Origin of the sequence: Enterobacter cloacae complex sp. P24RS (assembly GCF_014982165.1) — a bacterium.
GTDB classification, from domain to species: Bacteria; Pseudomonadota; Gammaproteobacteria; order Enterobacterales; family Enterobacteriaceae; genus Enterobacter; species Enterobacter quasihormaechei.
Window position 1 is genome coordinate 57611 of record NZ_JADCKU010000016.1, and the last position, 20101, is coordinate 77711.

At 56.4% G+C, this 20101-nt stretch carries 13 protein-coding genes; 4 read left to right on the forward strand and 9 right to left on the reverse strand.

Features of this window, described 5'->3' with window-relative positions; all coding sequences use genetic code 11:
* Window positions 1-40: 40 nt before the first annotated feature.
* From INF58_RS16655 to gltB, 4 genes are all read right to left on the reverse strand, one after another.
* Window positions 41-1321, reverse strand: coding sequence for a cytosine deaminase (locus INF58_RS16655; protein ID WP_193528135.1), 1281 nt, complete (start codon window positions 1319-1321; stop codon window positions 41-43).
* Window positions 1311-2561 (reverse strand): cytosine permease, encoded by a 1251-nt coding sequence (gene codB, locus INF58_RS16660; protein WP_193528136.1) that lies wholly within the window; start codon window positions 2559-2561, stop codon window positions 1311-1313. Before codB ends, INF58_RS16655 begins: the two co-directional genes overlap by 11 nt.
* Window positions 2562-2748: 187 nt before the next feature.
* On the reverse strand, window positions 2749-4167 hold the full coding sequence (gltD, locus tag INF58_RS16665; protein WP_063451012.1) for a glutamate synthase subunit GltD: 1419 nt from the start codon (window positions 4165-4167) through the stop codon (window positions 2749-2751).
* Window positions 4168-4176: 9 nt separating this feature from the next.
* A complete protein-coding gene (gene gltB, locus INF58_RS16670) occupies window positions 4177-8637 on the reverse strand; it encodes a glutamate synthase large subunit (RefSeq protein WP_063867554.1) in 4461 nt (1486 codons plus the stop codon).
* A 687-nt stretch (window positions 8638-9324) separates the two neighbouring features.
* Here gltB and INF58_RS16675 point away from each other — a divergent pair.
* Window positions 9325-10266, forward strand: a complete 942-nt coding sequence (locus INF58_RS16675) for a TIGR01212 family radical SAM protein (protein ID WP_131637556.1) — start codon at window positions 9325-9327, stop codon at window positions 10264-10266.
* Here INF58_RS16675 and INF58_RS16680 read toward each other — a convergent pair.
* Window positions 10246-11748 (reverse strand): helicase HerA-like C-terminal domain-containing protein, encoded by a 1503-nt coding sequence (locus INF58_RS16680; RefSeq protein ID WP_131637526.1) that lies wholly within the window; start codon window positions 11746-11748, stop codon window positions 10246-10248. The genes INF58_RS16675 and INF58_RS16680 overlap by 21 nt on opposite strands.
* Window positions 11749-11885: 137 nt before the next feature.
* Here INF58_RS16680 and INF58_RS16685 point away from each other — a divergent pair, with 137 nt between their 5' ends.
* Window positions 11886-13523, forward strand: a complete 1638-nt coding sequence (locus tag INF58_RS16685) for a dihydroxyacetone kinase subunit DhaK (protein WP_193528137.1) — start codon at window positions 11886-11888, stop codon at window positions 13521-13523.
* Between the two features lie 46 nt (window positions 13524-13569).
* On the opposite strand, the gene INF58_RS16690 is transcribed toward INF58_RS16685, so the two are convergent.
* Window positions 13570-14589, reverse strand: coding sequence for an NAD(P)-dependent alcohol dehydrogenase (locus INF58_RS16690; protein WP_063867558.1), 1020 nt, complete (start codon window positions 14587-14589; stop codon window positions 13570-13572).
* 83 nt (window positions 14590-14672) lie between these two features.
* Window positions 14673-15173, reverse strand: a complete 501-nt coding sequence (locus INF58_RS16695; RefSeq protein ID WP_063451017.1) for a GNAT family N-acetyltransferase — start codon at window positions 15171-15173, stop codon at window positions 14673-14675.
* A gap of 206 nt (window positions 15174-15379) precedes the next feature.
* Between INF58_RS16695 and INF58_RS16700 the strand changes: the two genes are divergently transcribed.
* Together INF58_RS16700 and INF58_RS16705 are read left to right on the forward strand one after the other, a co-directional pair.
* On the forward strand, window positions 15380-16231 hold the full coding sequence (locus INF58_RS16700) for a DUF3289 family protein (protein ID WP_193528138.1): 852 nt from the start codon (window positions 15380-15382) through the stop codon (window positions 16229-16231).
* Window positions 16228-16746: a DUF943 family protein gene (locus INF58_RS16705; RefSeq protein ID WP_193528139.1), complete on the forward strand. Its 519-nt coding sequence runs from the start codon at window positions 16228-16230 to the stop codon at window positions 16744-16746. The genes INF58_RS16700 and INF58_RS16705 overlap by 4 nt, the downstream gene beginning before the upstream one ends.
* 39 nt (window positions 16747-16785) lie before the next feature.
* Here INF58_RS16705 and INF58_RS16710 read toward each other — a convergent pair whose 3' ends face one another.
* Window positions 16786-19641 (reverse strand): valine--tRNA ligase, encoded by a 2856-nt coding sequence (locus tag INF58_RS16710; RefSeq protein WP_193528140.1) that lies wholly within the window; start codon window positions 19639-19641, stop codon window positions 16786-16788.
* A complete protein-coding gene (holC, locus tag INF58_RS16715; RefSeq protein ID WP_003861884.1) occupies window positions 19641-20084 on the reverse strand; it encodes a DNA polymerase III subunit chi in 444 nt (147 codons plus the stop codon). The genes INF58_RS16710 and holC overlap by 1 nt, the downstream gene beginning before the upstream one ends.
* Window positions 20085-20101: the final 17 nt, after the last annotated feature.

A 20101-nucleotide genomic window follows, 5' to 3' on the forward strand; every position in this document is an offset into this window, starting at 1 on the left:
TGTACGCGATGACGTTTGCCACGCGGTTTCCAACCCAGAATTAGCGCGTAAACGTTACCGCTTCCGGCTGCGTCAGGTGCACGGTTGTATGGCTGGGCACCGTCTCGGCAATCACCCTGCCATGGCGAACAGAGTATCGTGCCGGCGTCTGGCGACGAACGGCATCAAACCCATTCTCTGCCGGAAGGATCACCAGGTTTGCTGAATTCCCAACGAGCACGCCGTAGTCCTGCAAATTGAGCGTTTTCGCGCTGTGGGTAGTGATCAGGTTAAGCCCATCGTTTATTTGCCCGTAGCCCATCAGTTGGCAGACGTGCAGCCCCATATGCAGAACCTGAAGCATATTCGCGGTTCCCAGCGGATACCACGGATCGAAAACGTCGTCATGACCAAAGCAGACGTTGATCTCCGCTTCCAGCATTTCTTTGACGCGCGTGATGCCGCGGCGTTTGGGGTAGGTATCGAAACGGCCCTGCAAATGCGTGTTAACCAGCGGGTTTGCCACGAAGTTAATGCCTGACATTTTTAACAGGCGGAACAGCCGGGACGTATACGCGCCATTATAGGAGTGCATCGCCGTGGTATGGCTGGCGGTCACGCGCGAACCCATTCCGTCACGATGTGCAAGAGCGGCAACGGTTTCAACGAAGCGCGATTGCTCATCATCAATTTCGTCACAGTGGACATCGATCAGGCGGTCGTACTTTCTGGCCAGGGAAAACGTTTTATGCAGCGACTCCACGCCATATTCACGCGTAAATTCAAAGTGCGGGATTGCGCCGATGACATCCGCCCCTAAACGCACGGCCTCCTCAAGCAGTGCTTCACCGTTCGGATAAGAAAGAATGCCTTCCTGCGGGAATGCCACAATTTGCATATCGACCCACGGGGCGACTTCCTGCTTCACCTCCAGCATGGCTTTCAGTGCCGTAAGGGTAGGGTCCGAGACGTCAACGTGTGTACGTACGTACTGAATGCCGTTAGCGATCTGCCACTTCAGGGTCTGCATCGCGCGGGTTTTAACGTCTTCGTGGGTGAGCATCGCCTTACGTTCGGCCCAGCGCTCGATTCCCTCGAAAAGTGTGCCTGACTGGTTCCAGTTCGGTTCACCCGCTGTTTGCGTTGTATCCAGATGGATATGCGGTTCGATGAAAGGAGGGATAACCAGCCCGCATTCAGCGTCCAGCACCTGACCGACTGGCGCAGGGGCAGTTTCCTGAGGATCGATACGGCTGAAGCGTCCGTTCTCAATCGTGATCTGCCATAAACCTTCCTGCCCCTGCAAACGGGCCTGACGGATAGTGAGGGAATTATTCTGCATGGGAAGCCTCCGAAGGATTAGCAAGGGTACGTTTGGCGAATGGGTTTAACACCAAATAGCTGAAGACGCCACCCAATACTGCGTTAACGGGGACAATTCCCGGAATGTAGTGCCCGGCAGCAACACCCAGGGCGACCGAGAAAATGGCAATCCAGTTAACGGACACAAATTTTGCATGGTCGAAGCTGGCATAGCGGCGGCGATTAATCAGATAGTCGGCGATAATCACCCCGCCAATCGGCGGAATCGCTGCCGACAAAAAGGTCAGCCAGCCAACGAAGTTGTTGTATAGCCACAGCGCGCACAGCGTACCGATAATGCCATTCATCACCGACAGCGTACGGCTGGAAAGGCCAGTAATATTGGCGAAACCCAGACCAGAGGCGTACAGCGCGTTGTCATTGGTGGTCCAGATATTCAGGCCGAGAACGACAATCGCCGGCAGCAGCAGTCCCTGGGCGATCATCACGTCAGAAATATCGGCCTGTCCTACGGCGGCAGCGCCTGCCGCACCGAAGATAAACATCAGCGAGTTGCCAAGGAAAAATGCCACCATCGCCACCAGAACGGCCCCTTTGGCATTGCGGCCAAAGCGGACGAAGTCGGCGGTCAGCGTGCCTGCGCTGATAAACGAACCTACAACCAGCGCCAGCGCGCTGGAAAAGTTGAGCGGCGTCTGCGGCACAATGGATTTGAGGTGGTCCAATCCTCCCACGCCGTCCACCGCCAGCCAGACGGAGTAGCTACCCAGGATGACGATAGCGGGTACGGCGATGATGGATAAAATCGTCAGTGCCGAGATGCCAAAAAAAATGGTCAACGTCATCAGCAGGCCGGAAATCGCAATCAGGATGTTCACGTCGATGCCCGTGGCTTTACTCACCGGGATGGCAAACATCGCTACGCCGACGCCAAACCATCCTACCTGCGTACCGCCTAAAAGCATGGAGGGAAGCCAGGACCCTTTTATACCGAACGAGTAACGCGCAAGAAGATGGGTTGAGAGGCCGGTTTTCGCGCCAATGTAACCAAGAAAAGCAGTGTAAATACCGAGGAGGAGATTGCCGAAGAGAACTGCGAGGAAGAAATCATTATAGGAAAGACCGGTACCGAGCGTGCCTCCGGTCCACATACTGGCGGAAAAAAACGTTAACCCTAACATCACAAAAGTGAGTGGAACCACGCCTTTCCGCGCCGCCAGAGGAACGGGGCCCTGGCTATAATTGTTATCTTGCGACACAACGCCTCCTTGAATTTTGGCCAAAAAATCCGCCGCATAATATACATTTTTTTCGACAATGCAAACGTTTACGTCGGGATTTACGCTGCTTTTTTGGGGTAGAGGGTATCGTTAACTGAAGGATAGGTTACTGAAAACAGGCTCCCCGGCGTTCCGCGTTATGCTTCTGCCGGGGAGTCAGAGGGGCTTATACTTCCAGGAAGTTCATGATCCCGTCAGCCGCTTTACGCCCTTCGGCAATCGCGGTAACCACCAGGTCTGAACCGCGAACGATATCGCCACCGGCGAAGATTTTCGGGTTGCTGGTCTGGAAGGCGTTGTCGCTGCCTTCCGGCGCAATCACGCGGCCCTGAGAGTCCAGCTCTACGCTGTGCTTCGCCAGCCACTCCATGCTGTGAGGGCGGAAACCAAACGCCATCACCACGGCGTCGGCCGGGATCACGTGCTCAGAGCCTGCCACGATCTCTGCGCGACGACGGCCTTTTGCATCCGGCGCGCCCATCTCCGTGCGCGCCATCTTCACGCCGCTCACCTTACCGTTGGCGTTCACTTCAATGCCCAGAGGCTGGATGTTGAACTGGAACTCCACGCCCTCTTCACGCGCGTTTTTCACTTCGCGCTTAGAGCCCGGCATGTTCTCTTCGTCGCGACGGTAGGCGCAGATGACGTGCGCCGCGTTTTGACGAATGGACGTACGCACGCAGTCCATCGCGGTATCACCGCCGCCCAGCACGACAACGCGTTTACCTTCCATGCTGACAAACGGCTCGTCGGCGGTTTCGCCGTAGCCCATCAGCTGTTTGGTGTTAGCAATCAGGAACGGCAGCGCGTCGTACACGCCTGGCGCATCTTCGTTCTCCAGACCACCGCGCATGGACTGATAGGTGCCCACGCCCAGGAACACGGCGTCGTAATCCTTCAGCAGATCGTCGAGCTGCACGTCGCGGCCCACTTCGGTGTTGAGTTTGAACTCAATGCCCATGCCGGTGAAGATTTCACGGCGGCGGGTCATCACCTCTTTTTCCAGCTTGAAGGCCGGGATGCCGAAGGTCAGCAGGCCGCCGATTTCCGGATGACGGTCAAAAACCACCGCCTTCACGCCGTTGCGTGTCAGCACGTCGGCACAGGCGAGGCCTGCCGGACCCGCGCCGACGATCGCCACGCGCTTGTCGGTTTGACGCACGCCGGTCATATCCGGACGCCAGCCCATCTCGAAGGCTTTATCGTTGATATAGCGTTCGATGTTGCCGATGGTCACCGCACCAAACTCGTCGTTCAGCGTACAGGAGCCTTCGCACAGGCGATCCTGAGGACACACGCGCCCGCACACTTCCGGCAGGGTGTTGGTCTGGTGAGAGAGCTCGGCGGCTTCAAAAATACGCCCTTCGTTGGCCAGCTTCAGCCAGTTCGGAATGTAGTTATGGACCGGACATTTCCATTCGCAGTAAGGGTTACCGCAGGACAGGCAGCGGTCTGCCTGTGCTTTGGCCTGGCCTTCTGAAAACGGCTCATAGATTTCAACAAATTCAATTTTACGGATCTTCAGCGGTTTCTTTGGCGGATCAACACGCTGAAGGTCGATAAACTGGTAAACGTTCTGGCTCATCTGAATTCCTTACTGCGCCTGCACGCGCAGCTCTGCTGCGCTACGACTACGGTGACCCAACAGGGCTTTAACATCGCTGGACTTCGGCTTAACCAGCGCGAATTTCGCAGAGAACGCTGGCCAGTTCGCCAGGATCTCTTCGCCGCGCGAAGAACCGGTATGCTGCACGTGTTCGGTAATCAAACCGCGCAGGTGTTCTTCGTGAATGGCCAGCGAATCAACGTCCAGCACTTCCACCAGTTCCGGATTCACGCGCTTACGGAACTCACCGTCTTCATCCAGCACGTAGGCAAAACCGCCCGTCATGCCGGCGCCAAAGTTCACGCCGGTTTTACCCAGGACGCACACAATTCCGCCCGTCATGTATTCGCAGCCGTTATCGCCGATGCCTTCCACCACGGTGATGGCACCGGAGTTACGCACCGCAAAACGCTCGCCCGCACGGCCCGCAGCAAACAGACGACCGCCGGTCGCACCGTACAGACAGGTGTTGCCGATGATGCTGGCTTCATGACTGCGGAAGGCTGAGCCCACCGGAGGACGCACCGCCAGCAGACCGCCCGCCATGCCTTTCCCGACGTAGTCGTTGGCATCGCCGGTCAGGTATAACTCAACGCCGCCGGCGTTCCACACGCCGAAGCTCTGGCCCGCGGTACCGCTGAAGTGCGCGGTAATCGGATCCGACGCCAGCCCCTGGTCACCGTGCGTTTGTGCGATGTAACCGGAGAGGGACGCGCCCACGGAACGGTCGGTGTTGCGGATGTCAAACCAGAACGTTTTGCTCTGCTTCTCGTCCACGTACGGCTTCGCCTGTTGCAGCAGCTGCGCGTTCAGCACGCCGTTGTCGAACGGCGGGTTGTTCTCGGTGCAGTAAACCGCTTTGCCAGGATGCGGCTCAGCCGTTTCCAGCAGCTTAGACAGCTCCAGCTTCTGCTGCTTGGCGGTGAAGCCTTCCAGCTCTTTCAGCAGGTCGGTACGGCCAATCAGATCCACCAGACGCTTCACGCCCAGCTGCGCCATCAGCTCGCGGGTTTCACGGGCGATGAAGTCAAAGTAGTTGGTCACTTTGAACGGCAGGCCGTGATAGTGATTCTTACGCAGCTTCTCGTCCTGAGTTGCAACGCCGGTTGCGCAGTTGTTCAGGTGGCAGATACGCAGGTATTTACAGCCGAGCGCAACCATCGGGCCGGTACCGAAGCCGAAGCTTTCCGCACCCAGAATCGCCGCTTTGATGATGTCGAGGCCGGTTTTCAGACCGCCATCCACCTGCAAACGGATCTTGTGGCGCAGGCCGTTAGCCACCAGCGCCTGCTGGGTTTCCACCAGGCCAAGCTCCCACGGACAGCCCGCGTATTTCACGGAGGAGAGCGGGCTTGCGCCGGTGCCGCCGTCGTAGCCGGCAATGGTGATCAGGTCCGCATAGGCTTTCGCCACGCCGGTGGCGATGGTGCCGACGCCCGGCTCGGAAACCAGCTTCACGGAGATCATCGCTTTCGGGTTGACCTGTTTCAGGTCGAAAATGAGCTGCGCTAAGTCCTCGATAGAGTAAATATCGTGGTGCGGCGGCGGGGAAATCAGCGTCACGCCCGGCACCGAGTAGCGCAGTTTGGCGATGTACGGCGTGACTTTATCACCCGGCAGCTGACCGCCTTCGCCCGGTTTCGCACCCTGAGCGACCTTAATCTGGATCACGTCGGCGTTAACCAGGTACGCAGGGGTTACGCCAAAGCGGCCGGACGCCACCTGCTTGATGCGCGACACTTTGTTGGTGCCGTAACGGGCCGGATCTTCACCGCCCTCGCCGGAGTTGGAGTTGCCGCCGATACTGTTCATGGCTTCCGCCAGCGCTTCGTGCGCTTCCGGGCTCAGCGCGCCGATGGACATCGCCGCGGTATCGAAGCGTTTGAACAGTTCGGACGCCGGTTCTACGTCGTCGATGCTGACAGCCTCGTCACCCGGATTCAGGGCAATAAGGTCGCGCAGCGTCGCTGCCGGACGGTTGTTCACCAGCTCGGCATACTGCTGATAATCGCTGTACTCGCCGCTCTGTACCGCCTGTTGCAGCGTGCGCACCACGTCCGGGTTATACGCGTGGTACTCGCCTCCGTGGACATATTTCAGCAGGCCGCCCTGTTCCAGCGGCTTACGTGCCAGCCAGGCGCGCTTCGACAGGTTCACCAGATCCTGCTGGAAGTCAGCAAAACCGGCGCCGCCGATACGGCTGATGACGCCCTGGAAGCAGAGGTTCGCGACATCGTCGTGCAGGCCGACCGCTTCAAACAGCTTCGAGCAGCGGTAAGAGGCGATGGTCGAGATGCCCATTTTGGACATGATCTTGTACAGGCCTTTGTTGATGCCGTTACGGTAGTTCAGCATCACCGCACGGTAGTCTTTGTCGATGGCGCGGGTGTCTACCAGGCGGGCCAGCGTTTCGTAGGCCAGGTACGGGTAGATCGCCGTCGCACCAAAGCCTAAGAGCACGGCAAAGTGGTGTGGATCGCGGGCGCTCGCGGTTTCAACAATGATGTTGGCATCGCAGCGCAGGCTCTTGTCGACCAGACGCGTCTGGATAGCCCCCACCGCCATTGGCGCAGGCACCGGCAGACGGTTTTTCGCGATGTTGCGGTCAGACAGCACCAGCAGAACGGTGCCGTTACGCACCATCTGCTCGGCTTTGTCGCACAGCGCATTCACCGTCTCTTCGAGGCTCGTTTCGGTCACGTCGAACGTAATGTCGAGCGTGTCGGCGCGGTAGTGCTCCTCGGTCATGGTGGTGAGCTGTTTAAAATCGGAGTACAGCAGGATCGGCGATTTAAAGGTCAGACGGTGCGCCTGGCCTTCGGCTTCGCAGAAGACGTTCATCTCGCGACCGATGCTGGTGGCCAGCGACATCACGTGCGCTTCGCGCAACGGATCGATTGGCGGGTTGGTCACCTGTGCAAACTGCTGACGGAAATAGTCGTAAATAATGCGCGGCTGGCTGGAGAGCACGGCGAACGGGGTGTCGTCACCCATTGAGCCGACCGCTTCCTGGCCGTTTTCGCCGAGCACGCGAATAACCGAGTCCAGCTCTTCCGCGCTGTAGTTAAACTGCTTCTGGAAGCTCGCGAGGGTATCGTCGTCCATCTCGCGGCTGCCCACTTCGTCGTCAGACAGATCTTCGAACGGCACCAGGCGACGGACGTTTTTCGCCATCCACTCTTTATACGGATGGCGGCTTTTCAGATCGTTATCGGTTTCCGCAGAGTGCAGAATCCGGCCGCCGCGGGTATCGATAACCATCAGCTCGCCCGGACCGACGCGGCCTTTCTCGACCACTTCGTCAGGCTGGTAATCCCAGATCCCCACTTCAGAGGCGCAGGTGATGAGCTTGTCTTTGGTAATGACGTAGCGTGCCGGACGCAGACCGTTACGGTCCAGGTTACACGCAGCAAAACGTCCGTCGGACATCACGATGCCCGCCGGGCCGTCCCACGGCTCCATGTGCATGGAGTTGAAATCGAAGAACGCGCGCAGCTCCGGATCCATATCCGGGTTGTTCTGCCAGGCCGGCGGCACGAGCAGACGCATGGCGCGCACGATATCCATCCCGCCCGCCAGCAGCAGTTCCAGCATGTTGTCCATGGAGCTGGAGTCAGAGCCGGTTTCGTTCACGAACGGCGCGGCATCGTGCAGGTCAGGGATCAGCGGGGTCTGGAACTTATAGGTACGGGCGCGCGCCCACTGGCGGTTGCCGGTGATGGTGTTGATCTCGCCGTTGTGCGCCAGGTAGCGGAACGGCTGTGCCAGCGGCCAGCGCGGCACGGTGTTGGTGGAGAAGCGCTGGTGGAACAGGCAAATGGCCGATTCCAGACGCAGGTCCGCCAGGTCCAGGTAGAAGCGCGGCAGGTCAGCCGGCATACACAGACCTTTATAGATGTTCACCAGGTTCGAGAGGCTACAGACGTAGAACTCTTTATCGTCCTGGAGACGTTTTTCGATGCGGCGGCGGGCGATAAACAGGCGGCGTTCCATATCACGTGGACGCCAGCCCGCAGGCGCGTTAACGAAAATCTGCTCAATACGAGGCAGCGAGGAGAGGGCGATTTCACCGAGCACCCCTTCGTTGGTTGGCACATCGCGCCAGCCGACAATCGACAGGGTTTCGCGCTGAAGTTCTTCTTCAACGATGCGGCGTGAGGCGGCCGCTTTTTCAGGATCCTGATTCAGGAACAGCATGCCGACGGCGTAGTTTTTGGCTAAACGCCAGCCGCGCTCTTCCGCCACGATGCGGAAGAAACGATCCGGTTTTTGCAGCAGCAGGCCGCAACCGTCGCCGGTTTTACCATCGGCAAGGATGGCGCCACGGTGCTGCATACGGGCCAGTGCGTGAATAGCGGTACGCACTACCTTGTGGCTAGGTTCGCCTTCTATGTGGGCGATCAGGCCGAAACCACAGTTATCCTTCTCAAGGGATTTATCGTACAACATATCAGTGAACCTCCCCAGGCTCGTCGGGCTTCCCACTGAACTTTACCGTGGCGCACAGGCGCAGAAAGAGCATGGCGACGGGGTTTGCGTTTCATACGCGAACCTCGCATTCGCCCTCTTTTTCATCCTTTCGCGCAGGTAAACAAGTTTGAGGACTTGCTTCAGAGGGAATCTCAATTACTGCATAAATATGATGAGCAGGCCGCTCATCCAGAAAGCTTCCAGCGGATTTCCAACTTATCGGGAATTAGTACACAGGTCAAATGGCAATCTTATTTATACAAAAATGTGCTAAAGCGTAATTATCCATTTGTTTTTATTGGTTATTTAACTAATTTTACAACCGCTTAAAGCGTCAGGAAGGTGCAGGGGAGTGTGATCTGACTCACTATATGAAAGCGGTATTATTGATGCAGCATGCTGAAATGCGGATTTATGGCAGAATAATAATCTGGTGCAGTGTTCGAACCCGCATAAAATCACTGTTTTTCAGTCCTGGCGCTATAAATGAAAAAAACCATCAGAACATAAGGAAAAGTAATTACGTGGTGGATGAATGAAATCTCGGTAATCGTGATTATTTATTCAAATAGATAAAGGCCGTCCAGGGCGATTGATCCAGGTCATCGCCGACAGAGGCTAAAAATGGCAGGCTTGTCCCATTTCTTCGGGACGGTCTATCAGATTATGCAGTTACAGAAATTAGTCAATATGTTTGGTGGGGATCTTTTGCAGCGTTACGGGCAAAAGGTGCATAAGCTGACGCTGCACGGCGGCTTTAGCTGCCCGAACCGCGACGGTACCATCGGGCGTGGTGGCTGCACGTTCTGCAACGTGGCGTCGTTTGCTGACGAAGCCCAGCAGCATAAATCTATCGCAGAACAGCTCGCGCATCAGGCCAGCCTCGTGAACCGTGCCAGGCAATATCTGGCCTATTTTCAGGCCTACACCAGCACGTGGGCGGAGGTTCAGGTATTACGCTCTATGTATCAGCAGGCGGTCGCTCAGGCGAATATTGTCGGGCTGTGCGTGGGTACGCGCCCGGACTGCGTACCGGAGGCGGTGCTGGATTTACTTAGCGAGTACAGAGAGAAGGGCTACGAGATCTGGCTGGAGCTGGGCTTGCAGACCGCGCACGATAAAACCCTGCACCGTATCAATCGCGGGCATGATTTCGCCTGCTACCAGCGCACCACACGTCTTGCCCGCGAGCGTGGCCTGAAAGTCTGTTCGCATCTGATTGTCGGCTTGCCCGGAGAAGGGCAGCAGCATGGCCTGGAGACGCTGGAAAAAGTGGTTGAGACCGGCGTGGACGGGATCAAGCTGCATCCGCTGCACATCGTAAAGGGCAGCATAATGGCGAAAGCCTGGGAAGCGGGGCGGTTAAGCGGTATTGAACTCGACGACTATACGGTGACGGCGGGGGAGATGATACGTCACACGCCGCCGGACATTGTTTATCACCGTATCTCGGCAAGCGCCCGCCGCCCAACGCTTCTGGCACCACTGTGGTGCGAGAACCGCTGGACGGGGATGGTAGAAATTGACCGTTATCTGCGTGAACACGGTGTGCAGGGGTCGGCGCTGGGCCGCCCGTGGGTTCCCCCGCTACCGGCGACGGCCGCCTAGCAGGCTTCCCAGCATGCCGCGCACTATCTGATTGGTAATCTGACGCGTCGCGCTTTTTGCCATGGTCTGCACTACGCCATCGCGCTTGCCGCCGCGTGGCCCGGTGCTGCCGAACAGAATATCTTTCAGCCCGCCGAGAATACCGTCATCCACGGCGACAGATTGCCCTTTGGCGGCAGGCGCTTCCTGCGATTCGGCAGTCGCCTGCACCCCTTTTTGCAGCATCTCGAACGCGGATTCGCGATCCACCTCGTCTTCATACTTCCCGTAGAGGGGAGAGTGGTTAATCAGGCTGTTGCGTTCATCGTCCGTCACCGGCCCCATGCGCGAGCAGGGCGCGATCACCATGGCGCGCTCGACAACTGTCGGGCTGCCTTTTGCGTCCAGGAACGAAATCAGCGCTTCGCCGGTGCCTAACGCCTGAATGGCCGCTTCGGTATCAAAGGCCGGATTGGCACGCATGGTTTGCGCGGCGGCTTTGACGGCTTTCTGATCTTTCGGCGTAAAGGCGCGCAGGGCGTGCTGTACGCGGTTGCCCAGCTGCCCCAGCACGTTGTCAGGAATATCCGACGGGTTTTGCGACACAAACCAGACCCCAACGCCTTTGGAGCGGATCAGGCGGATAACCTGTTCAATTTTATCCAGCAGCACCTGCGGCGCGTCGTTGAACAGCAGGTGCGCTTCGTCAAAGAAGAACACCAGCTTAGGTTTTTCCAGATCGCCTGCTTCTGGCAGCTGTTCGTAAAGCTCAGAGAGCATCCACAGCAGGCTGGCGGCGTAGAGCTTCGGCATCTGGTAGAGCTTTTCTGAACTCAGAATATTGATAATGCCTTTGCCGTTGCTGTCGGTGCGCATCCAGTCCTTGATATCCAGCATCGGCTCGCCGAAGAAGTGCTCGGCACCCTGCTGCTCCAGCGTCAGTAGCCCGCGCTGAATGGCACCGACAGAGGCGCTGCTGATATTGCCGTACTGGTTCTGGAAGGATTTGGCGTTATCGCCGATGTACTGGGTGATAGCGCGCAGATCTTTGAAATCAAGCAGCAGCAGCCCCTGATCGTCGGCGATACGGAAGATGATGTTCAGCACCCCGGACTGCACGTCGTTCAGATTAAGCAGACGGGCCAGCAGCAGAGGACCGAGATCGGAGACGGTGGCGCGCACCGGGTGCCCTTTTTCGCCGAAGATATCCCATAACACGACAGGATTGCCGTGCGGCGTCCAGTCCGTGATGCCGATATTTTTCAGGCGCTCGAGCAGTTTTTCTGATGCCGTACCTTCCTGAGCCACCCCGGTTAAATCGCCCTTCACGTCAGCCATAAAGACCGGCACGCCAATGTCTGACAATGACTCCGCCAGCTTTTGCAGGGTGACGGTTTTCCCCGTCCCGGTCGCGCCTGTGATCAGGCCATGACGGTTCGTCATCGCGGGCAGTAAAAACAGCTCTTTTTCCAGCGTCCTGGCGATTAACAATGGTGTACTCATGATGCACGTCCTCTCGTAGTCCTGGGTGGAGTATAGGCAACCTGACGGCAAAATGTCTGCGTAAATTCCTCACTTTGCGGCGCATTATCCAGTGCGAACTATGCTTTTGCATACGGTAAACAAATTTTTGGGAAACTATGTCCAGATTCTTTTTTAACGACCGCAAACAGCTTGTCAACGACGCCATAGAAGGCATACTCCTCTCCGCGCCACACGGTAATCTCGTCAAACTCGATATTGATCCGGCCATCCGCGTGGTGGCGCGCGGCGACTGGGATAAAAGCCGCGTGGCGGTGATCTCCGGTGGCGGCTCCGGCCACGAACCGGCGCATGCCGGGTTTGTCGGTAAAGGCATGCTCACCGCCGCGGTGTGTGGCGATCTGTTTGCCTCCCCAAGCGTGGATGCGGTTCTCAACGCCATTGTGGCGGTGACGGGCGATCGTGGCTGCCTGCTGATCGTAAAAAACTATACCGGTGACCGGCTTAACTTTGGCCTGGCCGCGGAGAAAGCCAAACGCTACGGCCTTAAGGTGGAAATGGTTATCGTGGCGGATGACATCGCCCTGCCGGATAACAAGCAGCCGCGCGGCATCGCAGGAACCGCGCTGGTGCACAAGATTGCGGGATATGCGGCAGAGCAGGGGAAATCGCTCACCGAGGTGCGGGACATTGCGCAACAGGCCTGCGATAACCTCTGGAGCCTGGGCGTTGCGATGCAAACCTGCAACCTGCCGGGGAGCGATGATGAAGAAGGGCGGATCAAACAGGGCCACGTGGAGCTGGGGCTGGGTATTCACGGCGAGCCGGGGGCCTCGGTGGTGGATACGCAAAACAGCAGGGCGATTATTGATACGCTGGTGACGCCGCTGAAAGCCCAGGCGGGTGAAGGACGCTTTGCGGTGCTGATCAACAACCTCGGCGGCGTGTCCGCGCTGGAGATGGCTCTGCTCACCAAAGAGCTGGCACATTCAGCGCTGAAAGCGGAGATCGCTTACCTGATTGGCCCCGCGCCGCTGGTGAGCGCGCTGGATATGAAAGGCTTTTCGCTGACGCTGTTAAAGCTCAACGATTACGTTGAGAAGGCGATTCACGCCGAGGTTGAGACGCTGGGCTGGCAGAAGCCCGTCGCGTTTGCGCCCCTGCGTACCGTCCCACATAGCGCCCTTCATGACCGCGTGGAATATACCCCGTCGGACAATCCGCAGGTGGGCGGGTTCGTCTCCTCGGTGACGAATACATTGATCCAGCTTGAAAATCGCCTGAACGCGCTGGATGCCAAAGTGGGCGATGGCGATACCGGCTCAACCTTTGCGCAAGGTGCACGGGATATTGCGCAGCGTCTGGAGGAGAACAACCTGCCCCTTAACGACGTGCCGACATTACTCCTGCTGGTGGGCGAGCGGCTGGCTACGGTGATGGGCGGATCGAGCGGCGTATTGATGTCGATCTTCTTTACGGCGGCCGGACAAAAGCTGCATGACGGTCAATCCCTGCCTGATGCGCTGTTGAGCGGGCTGGCGCAGATGAAGCAGTACGGCGGGGCCGATCTCGGGGATCGCACGCTGATCGATGCCCTGCAACCGGCGCTGGAAGCCTTACAGAAGGGCACTATTCAGGCGGCGGCGCAGGCTGCGCAGCAGGGCGCCGAAGCCACGGCGAAAATGGCGAAAGCGGGAGCGGGACGCTCGTCGTATGTTAACAAGGAAAATCTGGATGGGGTGATGGATCCCGGGGCGGTCGCGGTGGCGGAAGTGTTTAATATATTAGCGCAGTAGCAAAAGTAGGCCGGGTAAGGCGAAGCCGCCACCCGGCAAACTCACATCAGAAATCCGCTTTCAACACCACGCGGTAACGGGCTTTACCGTCGCGCACGTGCTGTATCGCTTCGTTGATTTTCGACATCGGATACAGCTCGGTGGTCGGCGCCACTTTGGTGCGGCCGGCAAACTTCATCAGCTTGCGTAATTCATATGGCGTGCCGGTAGCCGAGCCGGATATGCTGCGATCGCCGCCGATCAGGGTAAACGCCGGAACCGGCAGCGGCTTCATCACCGCGCCCACGGTGTGGAAGTTACCGCCGTAGGCCAGGGCTTCAAAGTACGGCTGCCAGTTGAGATCGACGTTGACGGTATTGATGATCAGGTCAAACTGCCCAGCCAGCGCGTTCAGCGCTTCAGGATCGCGGCTGTTCACCACTTTGTCTGCACCCATCGCCAGCACTTCCTGCTCTTTTGCCGGGTTGGAGCTGAACGCTGTCACTTCACAGCCCATCGCGTGCAGCAGTTTGATGGCAATATGCCCCAGACCGCCAATACCGATTACGCCCACGCGGCTGGTGGCGGTGACGTGGTGCATCAGCAGCGGTTTGAAGACGGTGATACCGCCGCACAGCAGCGGACCTGCGGATTCAATATCAATGCTGTCCGGCAGCGGGATGACCCATTGCCAGTCGGCGCGAAGCTTATCGGCAAAGCCGCCTTTGTTGAGGATTGTAGGAACAGCGCCTTCGGTGCAGTTAACCTGATTACCGCTGATACAGGCGTCGCAGTGGCCGCAGCTGCGTGCCGTCCAGCCAATGCCCACGCGCTGGCCCACTTTCAGCCCTTTGTCCTGCGCGGCGCTGCCGAGCGCCGCAACGCGACCAATCACTTCGTGTCCGGCAACCAGCGGATAGCTGGAAAAGCCCCATTCGTTGTCGATCATCGAGAGATCTGAGTGGCAGATCCCGCAGTAATCAACCTGTACCTCGACGTCTTCCGCTTTTAGTTCGCCCGCATCGTATTCGTACAGCTCAAGTTCTGCACCCGCCTGCGGTGCGGCGTAGCTTTTTATCTTCGACATCGCGTTTCCCCTGTTTTGGTGTGAACTGAGAGTGTAGAGCATTCAGTTTACAGTCGCTTAACAGAAGACGGCAGGAACGAAACTTACAGACTTTTCAGCATTCTGACTTCGCAGTCCACGTGGCCCGTGCAACCCAGTGGCGCATCGATGTGCTCAAAGCCCAGATGTTCATACAGGCCAATGGCCTCTTTAAGGAACGCGGTGGTTTCGAGGTAGCAACGTTTAAAGCCCTGTGAGCGTGCATGTTCCAGGGCGATCAGCGCCAGCTTTTTCGCCAGGCCTTGGCCGCGTATCGCGGGCAGAAAATACATTTTCTGTAGTTCACAGATATCCGGCTCGCTGCAAAGGAGGGGGGCAATGCCGCCACCGCCCACGACCTGTCCGTCCTGCTCGATGACCCAGTACGCATGACCTGGCTGGCTGTACAGCTGATAAAGTTCGTCCAGATTCGGGTCGGCCACGGTGTAGCCTTTGTCGGCGGTCAGACCGTATTCGGCAGAGACCGTGCGGATAACGGCGGCGATAGCCGGGTTGTCGCTGGTGGATATCCGGCGGAGTGTAGGGAGGGACTGCGTGGAACTCATTTTGTTACTCAATCGAAAAACAATTTATCATAGTGATATTTGATACCACCCTCTTTTCTCTCATGCAAGACCGATATTTACCATGCGAAAATTTTTCATCTTTAACCCGTTTTTTCGTTGCATTGCTCAAGTTTTATTTTTTGAATTTCTCTTAAATTACCTTCTGGTTTAAAGGGGGGTTATATTATTTATAAGATTGATGAATTATGAATATAGATGCGCTTTTATCAATGTCTCTGCCGTGTGAGATTTTTTCAACGTTCCATCGTTTCGAAAATTATTATACTGATGATATGCAGTGTGGCGATTTGAACGATTGGGACTTTCAGCAACTGGGTCTGGAGGATATTTCTGCTCGTGTCGACCCATTCAGGTGTTTGAAATTTGATATGATGGCTAGTTTTAACACCCATGCTTTCGGATTCGGACTTAAGCAAAAGCAGGGAAGGCCGATTAGCCGGCAGCACTGCGCAGATATTATGTTCGATGAGATGAAAGAGCTATCTACGCAATTTGCTAGCGGGTTGTATGCTCCTCTTATTGGTGAGCTAATCGACCATTTTCATTACGGCAACGGGCAACCATGGACTGGTGTCCGTTTGAACCACGCGTATGAAGAGATCATCAAGGGTGTTGGAACAAATGATGTGCTGAGGAAAATTTGGGAGACGATAGATAATCATTTATATTTGAAGCGGCAAGCAAGTCTGGATTATCGTTTTTTTACGGATTTGAAAGGAAAAATAAATCATTTGAGATTACCAAAATTCAATCGTTTTATTGATAGGTTTAATGGTTTGGGGATAAGCATACATGATGTTTATGCGCAACAAATCAAATTGGTATGTTTCCAGCGCTATGCCATGTCATGGGAGGGATTGCTTTCTTTTAAAGGGCAGGATCATTTTGGCCTCGGCAGAGAAGATATTGCTAACGAACTTTATAAAAATTTGCGCTTTTTCCGCATCTGGTTTTTCCTGCAACGACATCGTGATTATGCGTTCAAGCCATTTATGACTCACTTTAGTGCGCATATTCCTGTTAAGGGTGGAGTATGAATTCGAAATCTAAAGTCGTTATCGGGAGTCTGGTGTTACTGATATTCAGCTACCTACTGTGGACAAAACGACCTGTCACTGTTATCCGGGCAGGGAGTCAGGTTGAATACGACCCTACGTTTGTGTTAGGGCAGTTCGCGAGCAAAGATAGAAGGTTCGAGTCATACGATATTGTAGTGAATCACTTCCCATTAACCGAGTGGGGGCGAATTCACTGGTACCTGGAACATAAAGAAGAGCTGAAGAAAATATACAATATTCCTTCGAGCGATTCTTATACTATTACTTTTTGGGATATTGGCAGCGGATTTGCTGATATTCAAACATCCAGCAATGGCGATCTGTATTGTTTTCCCCCGAAAAATGATACGGAGAAGCACTGTATCGAAAAAAATATTCTTCTTGATGTTGAATTCGACACGGCAACCTACGAAAGGTTTTCTTTCAGCGGGAGTGAGTATTACTGGATAACCATGCCTGACGGGAAGCTGGTACGAATAAAAAATGCCTTATAAAAGAAAACGCCGAAGAGAGCCTCCGGCGTTTTCATGATATTACAGAGCGGCGATAACGGCCTGCTGCTCGATCAGTTTGGTCTTCGCATCGGCGAAGGCAACCAGACGCTCACGCTCTTTGGCGATGACCGCTTCCGGTGCGCGGGCCACAAAGCCCTCGTTCGCCAGTTTGCCTTCGATTTTTGCAATTTCCACGTCGACTTTCGCCACTTCTTTCGCCAGACGAGCCAGCTCAGCGTCTTTGTCGATCAGGCCCGCCATCGGGATCAGCAGCTCAGCACCGTCGATGATTTTTGTCACGGAAACCGGACCTTTGTCATCGGCAGGCAGCACGGTGATGCTTTCCAGACGCGCCATGGTTTTCAGGAAGGTGTTGTTCTCGGTGACGCGACGAACGGCAGCGTCGCTGCAACCGCGCAGCAGCAGCTCCAGTGGTTTACCCGGCGCGATGTTCATTTCTGCACGGATGTTACGTACCGCAACGATCGCCTGCTTCAGCCACTCGGTATCCGCAGACGCGGCTTCATCCACTTTCGCGGCGTCGAAAGCCGGGAACGGCTGGAGCATGATGGTATCGGCGTTAATACCGGCAATGACCTTCACGCGCTGCCAGATGGTTTCGGTGATGAACGGAATAATCGGGTGCGCCAGGCGCAGCAGGCCTTCCAGAACGGTAATCAGCGTATTACGCGTGCCGCGCAGCTCCGCTTCGGAACCGCCGTTCATGACCGGCTTCGCCAGCTCCAGATACCAGTCGCAGAACTGGTTCCAGGTGAATTCGTACAGAATGCCCGCTGCGATATCGAAGCGGTAGCTGTCCAGCGCGTCGCGGAACGCTTTCACCGTCTGGTTAAATTCCGCCAGGATCCAGCGGTCTGCCAGAGACAGGGTCATTTCGCCGCCGTTAAAGCCGCAATCCTGATCTTCGGTGTTCATCAGCACGAAGCGGCTGGCGTTCCACAGCTTGTTACAGAAGTTACGGTAACCTTCCAGACGCTTCATGTCCCAGTTGATGTCGCGACCGGTAGAGGCCAGCGCCGCCAGGGTGAAACGCAGGGCGTCGGTACCGTGAGACTCAATCCCGTTCGGGAACTGCTTCTCGGTACGCTTGCGGATTTTCTCAGCCAGCTGCGGCTGCATCATATTACCGGTACGTTTTTCCAGCAGCTCTTCCAGGGAGATCCCATCAACCATGTCCAGCGGGTCAATCACGTTGCCCTTGGATTTGGACATCTTCTGGCCTTCATCGTCGCGGATCAGGCCGGTCATGTAGACGGTATGGAACGGAACCTGCGGCTTGCCGTCTTCGTCTTTGATGAAGTGCATGGTCATCATGATCATGCGGGCAATCCAGAAGAAGATGATGTCGAAGCCGGAGACCATCACGCTGGTTGGGTGGAACTGACGCAGCGCGTCGGTGTTTTCCGGCCAGCCGAGGGTAGAGAAGGTCCACAGCGCGGAGGAGAACCAGGTATCCAGCACGTCTTCGTCCTGGCGCAGCGCCACGTCAGCGCCCAGGTTATTTTCCTGACGCACTTCCTCTTCGGTGCGGCCAACGTAGACGTTGCCTTCGTTGTCGTACCACGCCGGGATGCGGTGGCCCCACCACAGCTGACGGGAGATACACCAGTCCTGAATGTCGCGCATCCAGGAGAAGTACATGTTTTCGTACTGCTTCGGCACGAACTGGATGCTGCCGTTCTCAACCGCTTCCACAGCCGGTTTCGCCAGCACGTCGGCACGGACGTACCACTGGTCGGTCAGCATTGGCTCAATAACCACGCCGCCACGGTCGCCGTACGGCACGGTCAAATCATGAGGCTTAATCTCTTCCAGCAGGCCGAGGGCATCAACGGCGGCTACGATGGCTTTACGTGCGGCAAAGCGTTCCAGCTTCTGGAACTCAGCCGGGATCTCGCTGGAGTAAACGTCGGATTCGTTGCCTTTGGTGTCGTACACCTCTGCGCTTTCGCGGATATCGCCGTCGAAGGTCAGAATGTTGATCATCGGCAGGGCGTGGCGACGGCCCACTTCATAGTCGTTGAAGTCGTGCGCCGGGGTGATTTTCACGCAGCCGGTGCCTTTTTCCATGTCGGCGTGTTCGTCGCCCACAATCGGAATGCGGCGGTTCACCAGCGGCAGCACCACGAATTTGCCGATCAGATCTTTATAGCGCGGATCTTCCGGGTTCACGGCCACGCCGGTATCGCCCAGCAGGGTTTCCGGACGCGTCGTGGCGACCACCAGGTAATCTTTACCGTCTGCGGTTTTTGCGCCGTCGGCCAGCGGATAGCGGATGTGCCACATGGAGCCTTTAGACTCGCGGTTTTCCACTTCGAGGTCAGAAATCGCGGTGCGCAGTTTCGGGTCCCAGTTCACCAGGCGCTTGCCGCGGTAAATCAGGTCTTCTTTGTACAGACGGACGAAAACTTCTTTCACGGCGTTGGACAGGCCTTCGTCCATGGTGAAGCGCTCGCGATCCCAGTCCACGGAGTTGCCGAGACGGCGCATCTGACGGGTAATGGTGCCGCCGGATTCCGCCTTCCACTGCCAGATTTTGTCGATGAACGCGTCGCGACCGTAGTCGTGGCGGGTTTTACCTTCTTCAGCGGCAATTTTACGCTCAACCACCATCTGGGTCGCGATACCCGCGTGGTCAGTCCCCGCCTGCCACAGGGTGTTTTTGCCCTGCATGCGCTGGTAGCGGATCATGGTATCCATGATGGTCTGCTGGAAAGCATGCCCCATATGCAAACTGCCGGTGACGTTCGGCGGCGGGATCATGATGCAGAAGGACTCTTTGCTTTCGTCGCCGTTAGGCTTGAAATAGCCCTGCTGTTCCCAGTGCTCGTAAAGCGGCTGTTCGATATCGCGTGGGTTATATGTCTTTTCCATTATTTCCAGGTTGCCGTATTCAGGTTAAAACCGGCCAGGCGGTACGCTTTGTAACGTTCGCGCGCCAGTTGTTTCAAAGATTCTTCGTAAGGGACAAAGTCTACCACTTCTGTGAAAGCGGTGGCAAAATCTGCAAAGTCTGTCCGCAGGCTAATGAGAATGTCGCGCGCGCTGCTGTTGCGTTTTTGCGGCCAGGCTATTTCGACCGGTGCTCCGCCGCGTGGACCTTCACCCGACAGGTTATGCGGTACAAAACTTTCCGGCGGGCGCGCCCACAGCGCTTCATCCAGGCGAATCGCCTGCTGCTCATCTTCACAGGCAATCAGTACGCGTTTACCTGCGCGCCAACGTTCTGCGGCAATTTCACACACCAGCTGTTCAACGGCGCTGAGGCCATCCTGATGGGTGTCGTTGTCCAGAAGGTAGAACGTTGCATTCTTCATATATGGGGCTTCTTGTC

Excerpts from the sequence above, each read along its gene's own strand:
- INF58_RS16655 (WP_193528135.1), bottom strand. The coding sequence starts at position 1,321 with ATGCAGAATAATTCCCTCACTATCCGTCAGGCCCGTTTGCAGGGGCAG.
- gltD (WP_063451012.1), bottom strand. The coding sequence starts at position 4,167 with ATGAGCCAGAACGTTTACCAGTTTATCGACCTTCAGCGTGTTGATCCG.
- gltB (WP_063867554.1), bottom strand. The coding sequence starts at position 8,637 with ATGTTGTACGATAAATCCCTTGAGAAGGATAACTGTGGTTTCGGCCTG.
- INF58_RS16675 (WP_131637556.1), top strand. The coding sequence starts at position 9,325 with ATGCAGTTACAGAAATTAGTCAATATGTTTGGTGGGGATCTTTTGCAG.
- INF58_RS16680 (WP_131637526.1), bottom strand. The coding sequence starts at position 11,748 with ATGAGTACACCATTGTTAATCGCCAGGACGCTGGAAAAAGAGCTGTTT.
- INF58_RS16685 (WP_193528137.1), top strand. The coding sequence starts at position 11,886 with ATGTCCAGATTCTTTTTTAACGACCGCAAACAGCTTGTCAACGACGCC.
- INF58_RS16690 (WP_063867558.1), bottom strand. The coding sequence starts at position 14,589 with ATGTCGAAGATAAAAAGCTACGCCGCACCGCAGGCGGGTGCAGAACTT.
- INF58_RS16695 (WP_063451017.1), bottom strand. The coding sequence starts at position 15,173 with ATGAGTTCCACGCAGTCCCTCCCTACACTCCGCCGGATATCCACCAGC.
- INF58_RS16700 (WP_193528138.1), top strand. The coding sequence starts at position 15,380 with ATGAATATAGATGCGCTTTTATCAATGTCTCTGCCGTGTGAGATTTTT.
- INF58_RS16705 (WP_193528139.1), top strand. The coding sequence starts at position 16,228 with ATGAATTCGAAATCTAAAGTCGTTATCGGGAGTCTGGTGTTACTGATA.
- INF58_RS16710 (WP_193528140.1), bottom strand. The coding sequence starts at position 19,641 with ATGGAAAAGACATATAACCCACGCGATATCGAACAGCCGCTTTACGAG.
- holC (WP_003861884.1), bottom strand. The coding sequence starts at position 20,084 with ATGAAGAATGCAACGTTCTACCTTCTGGACAACGACACCCATCAGGAT.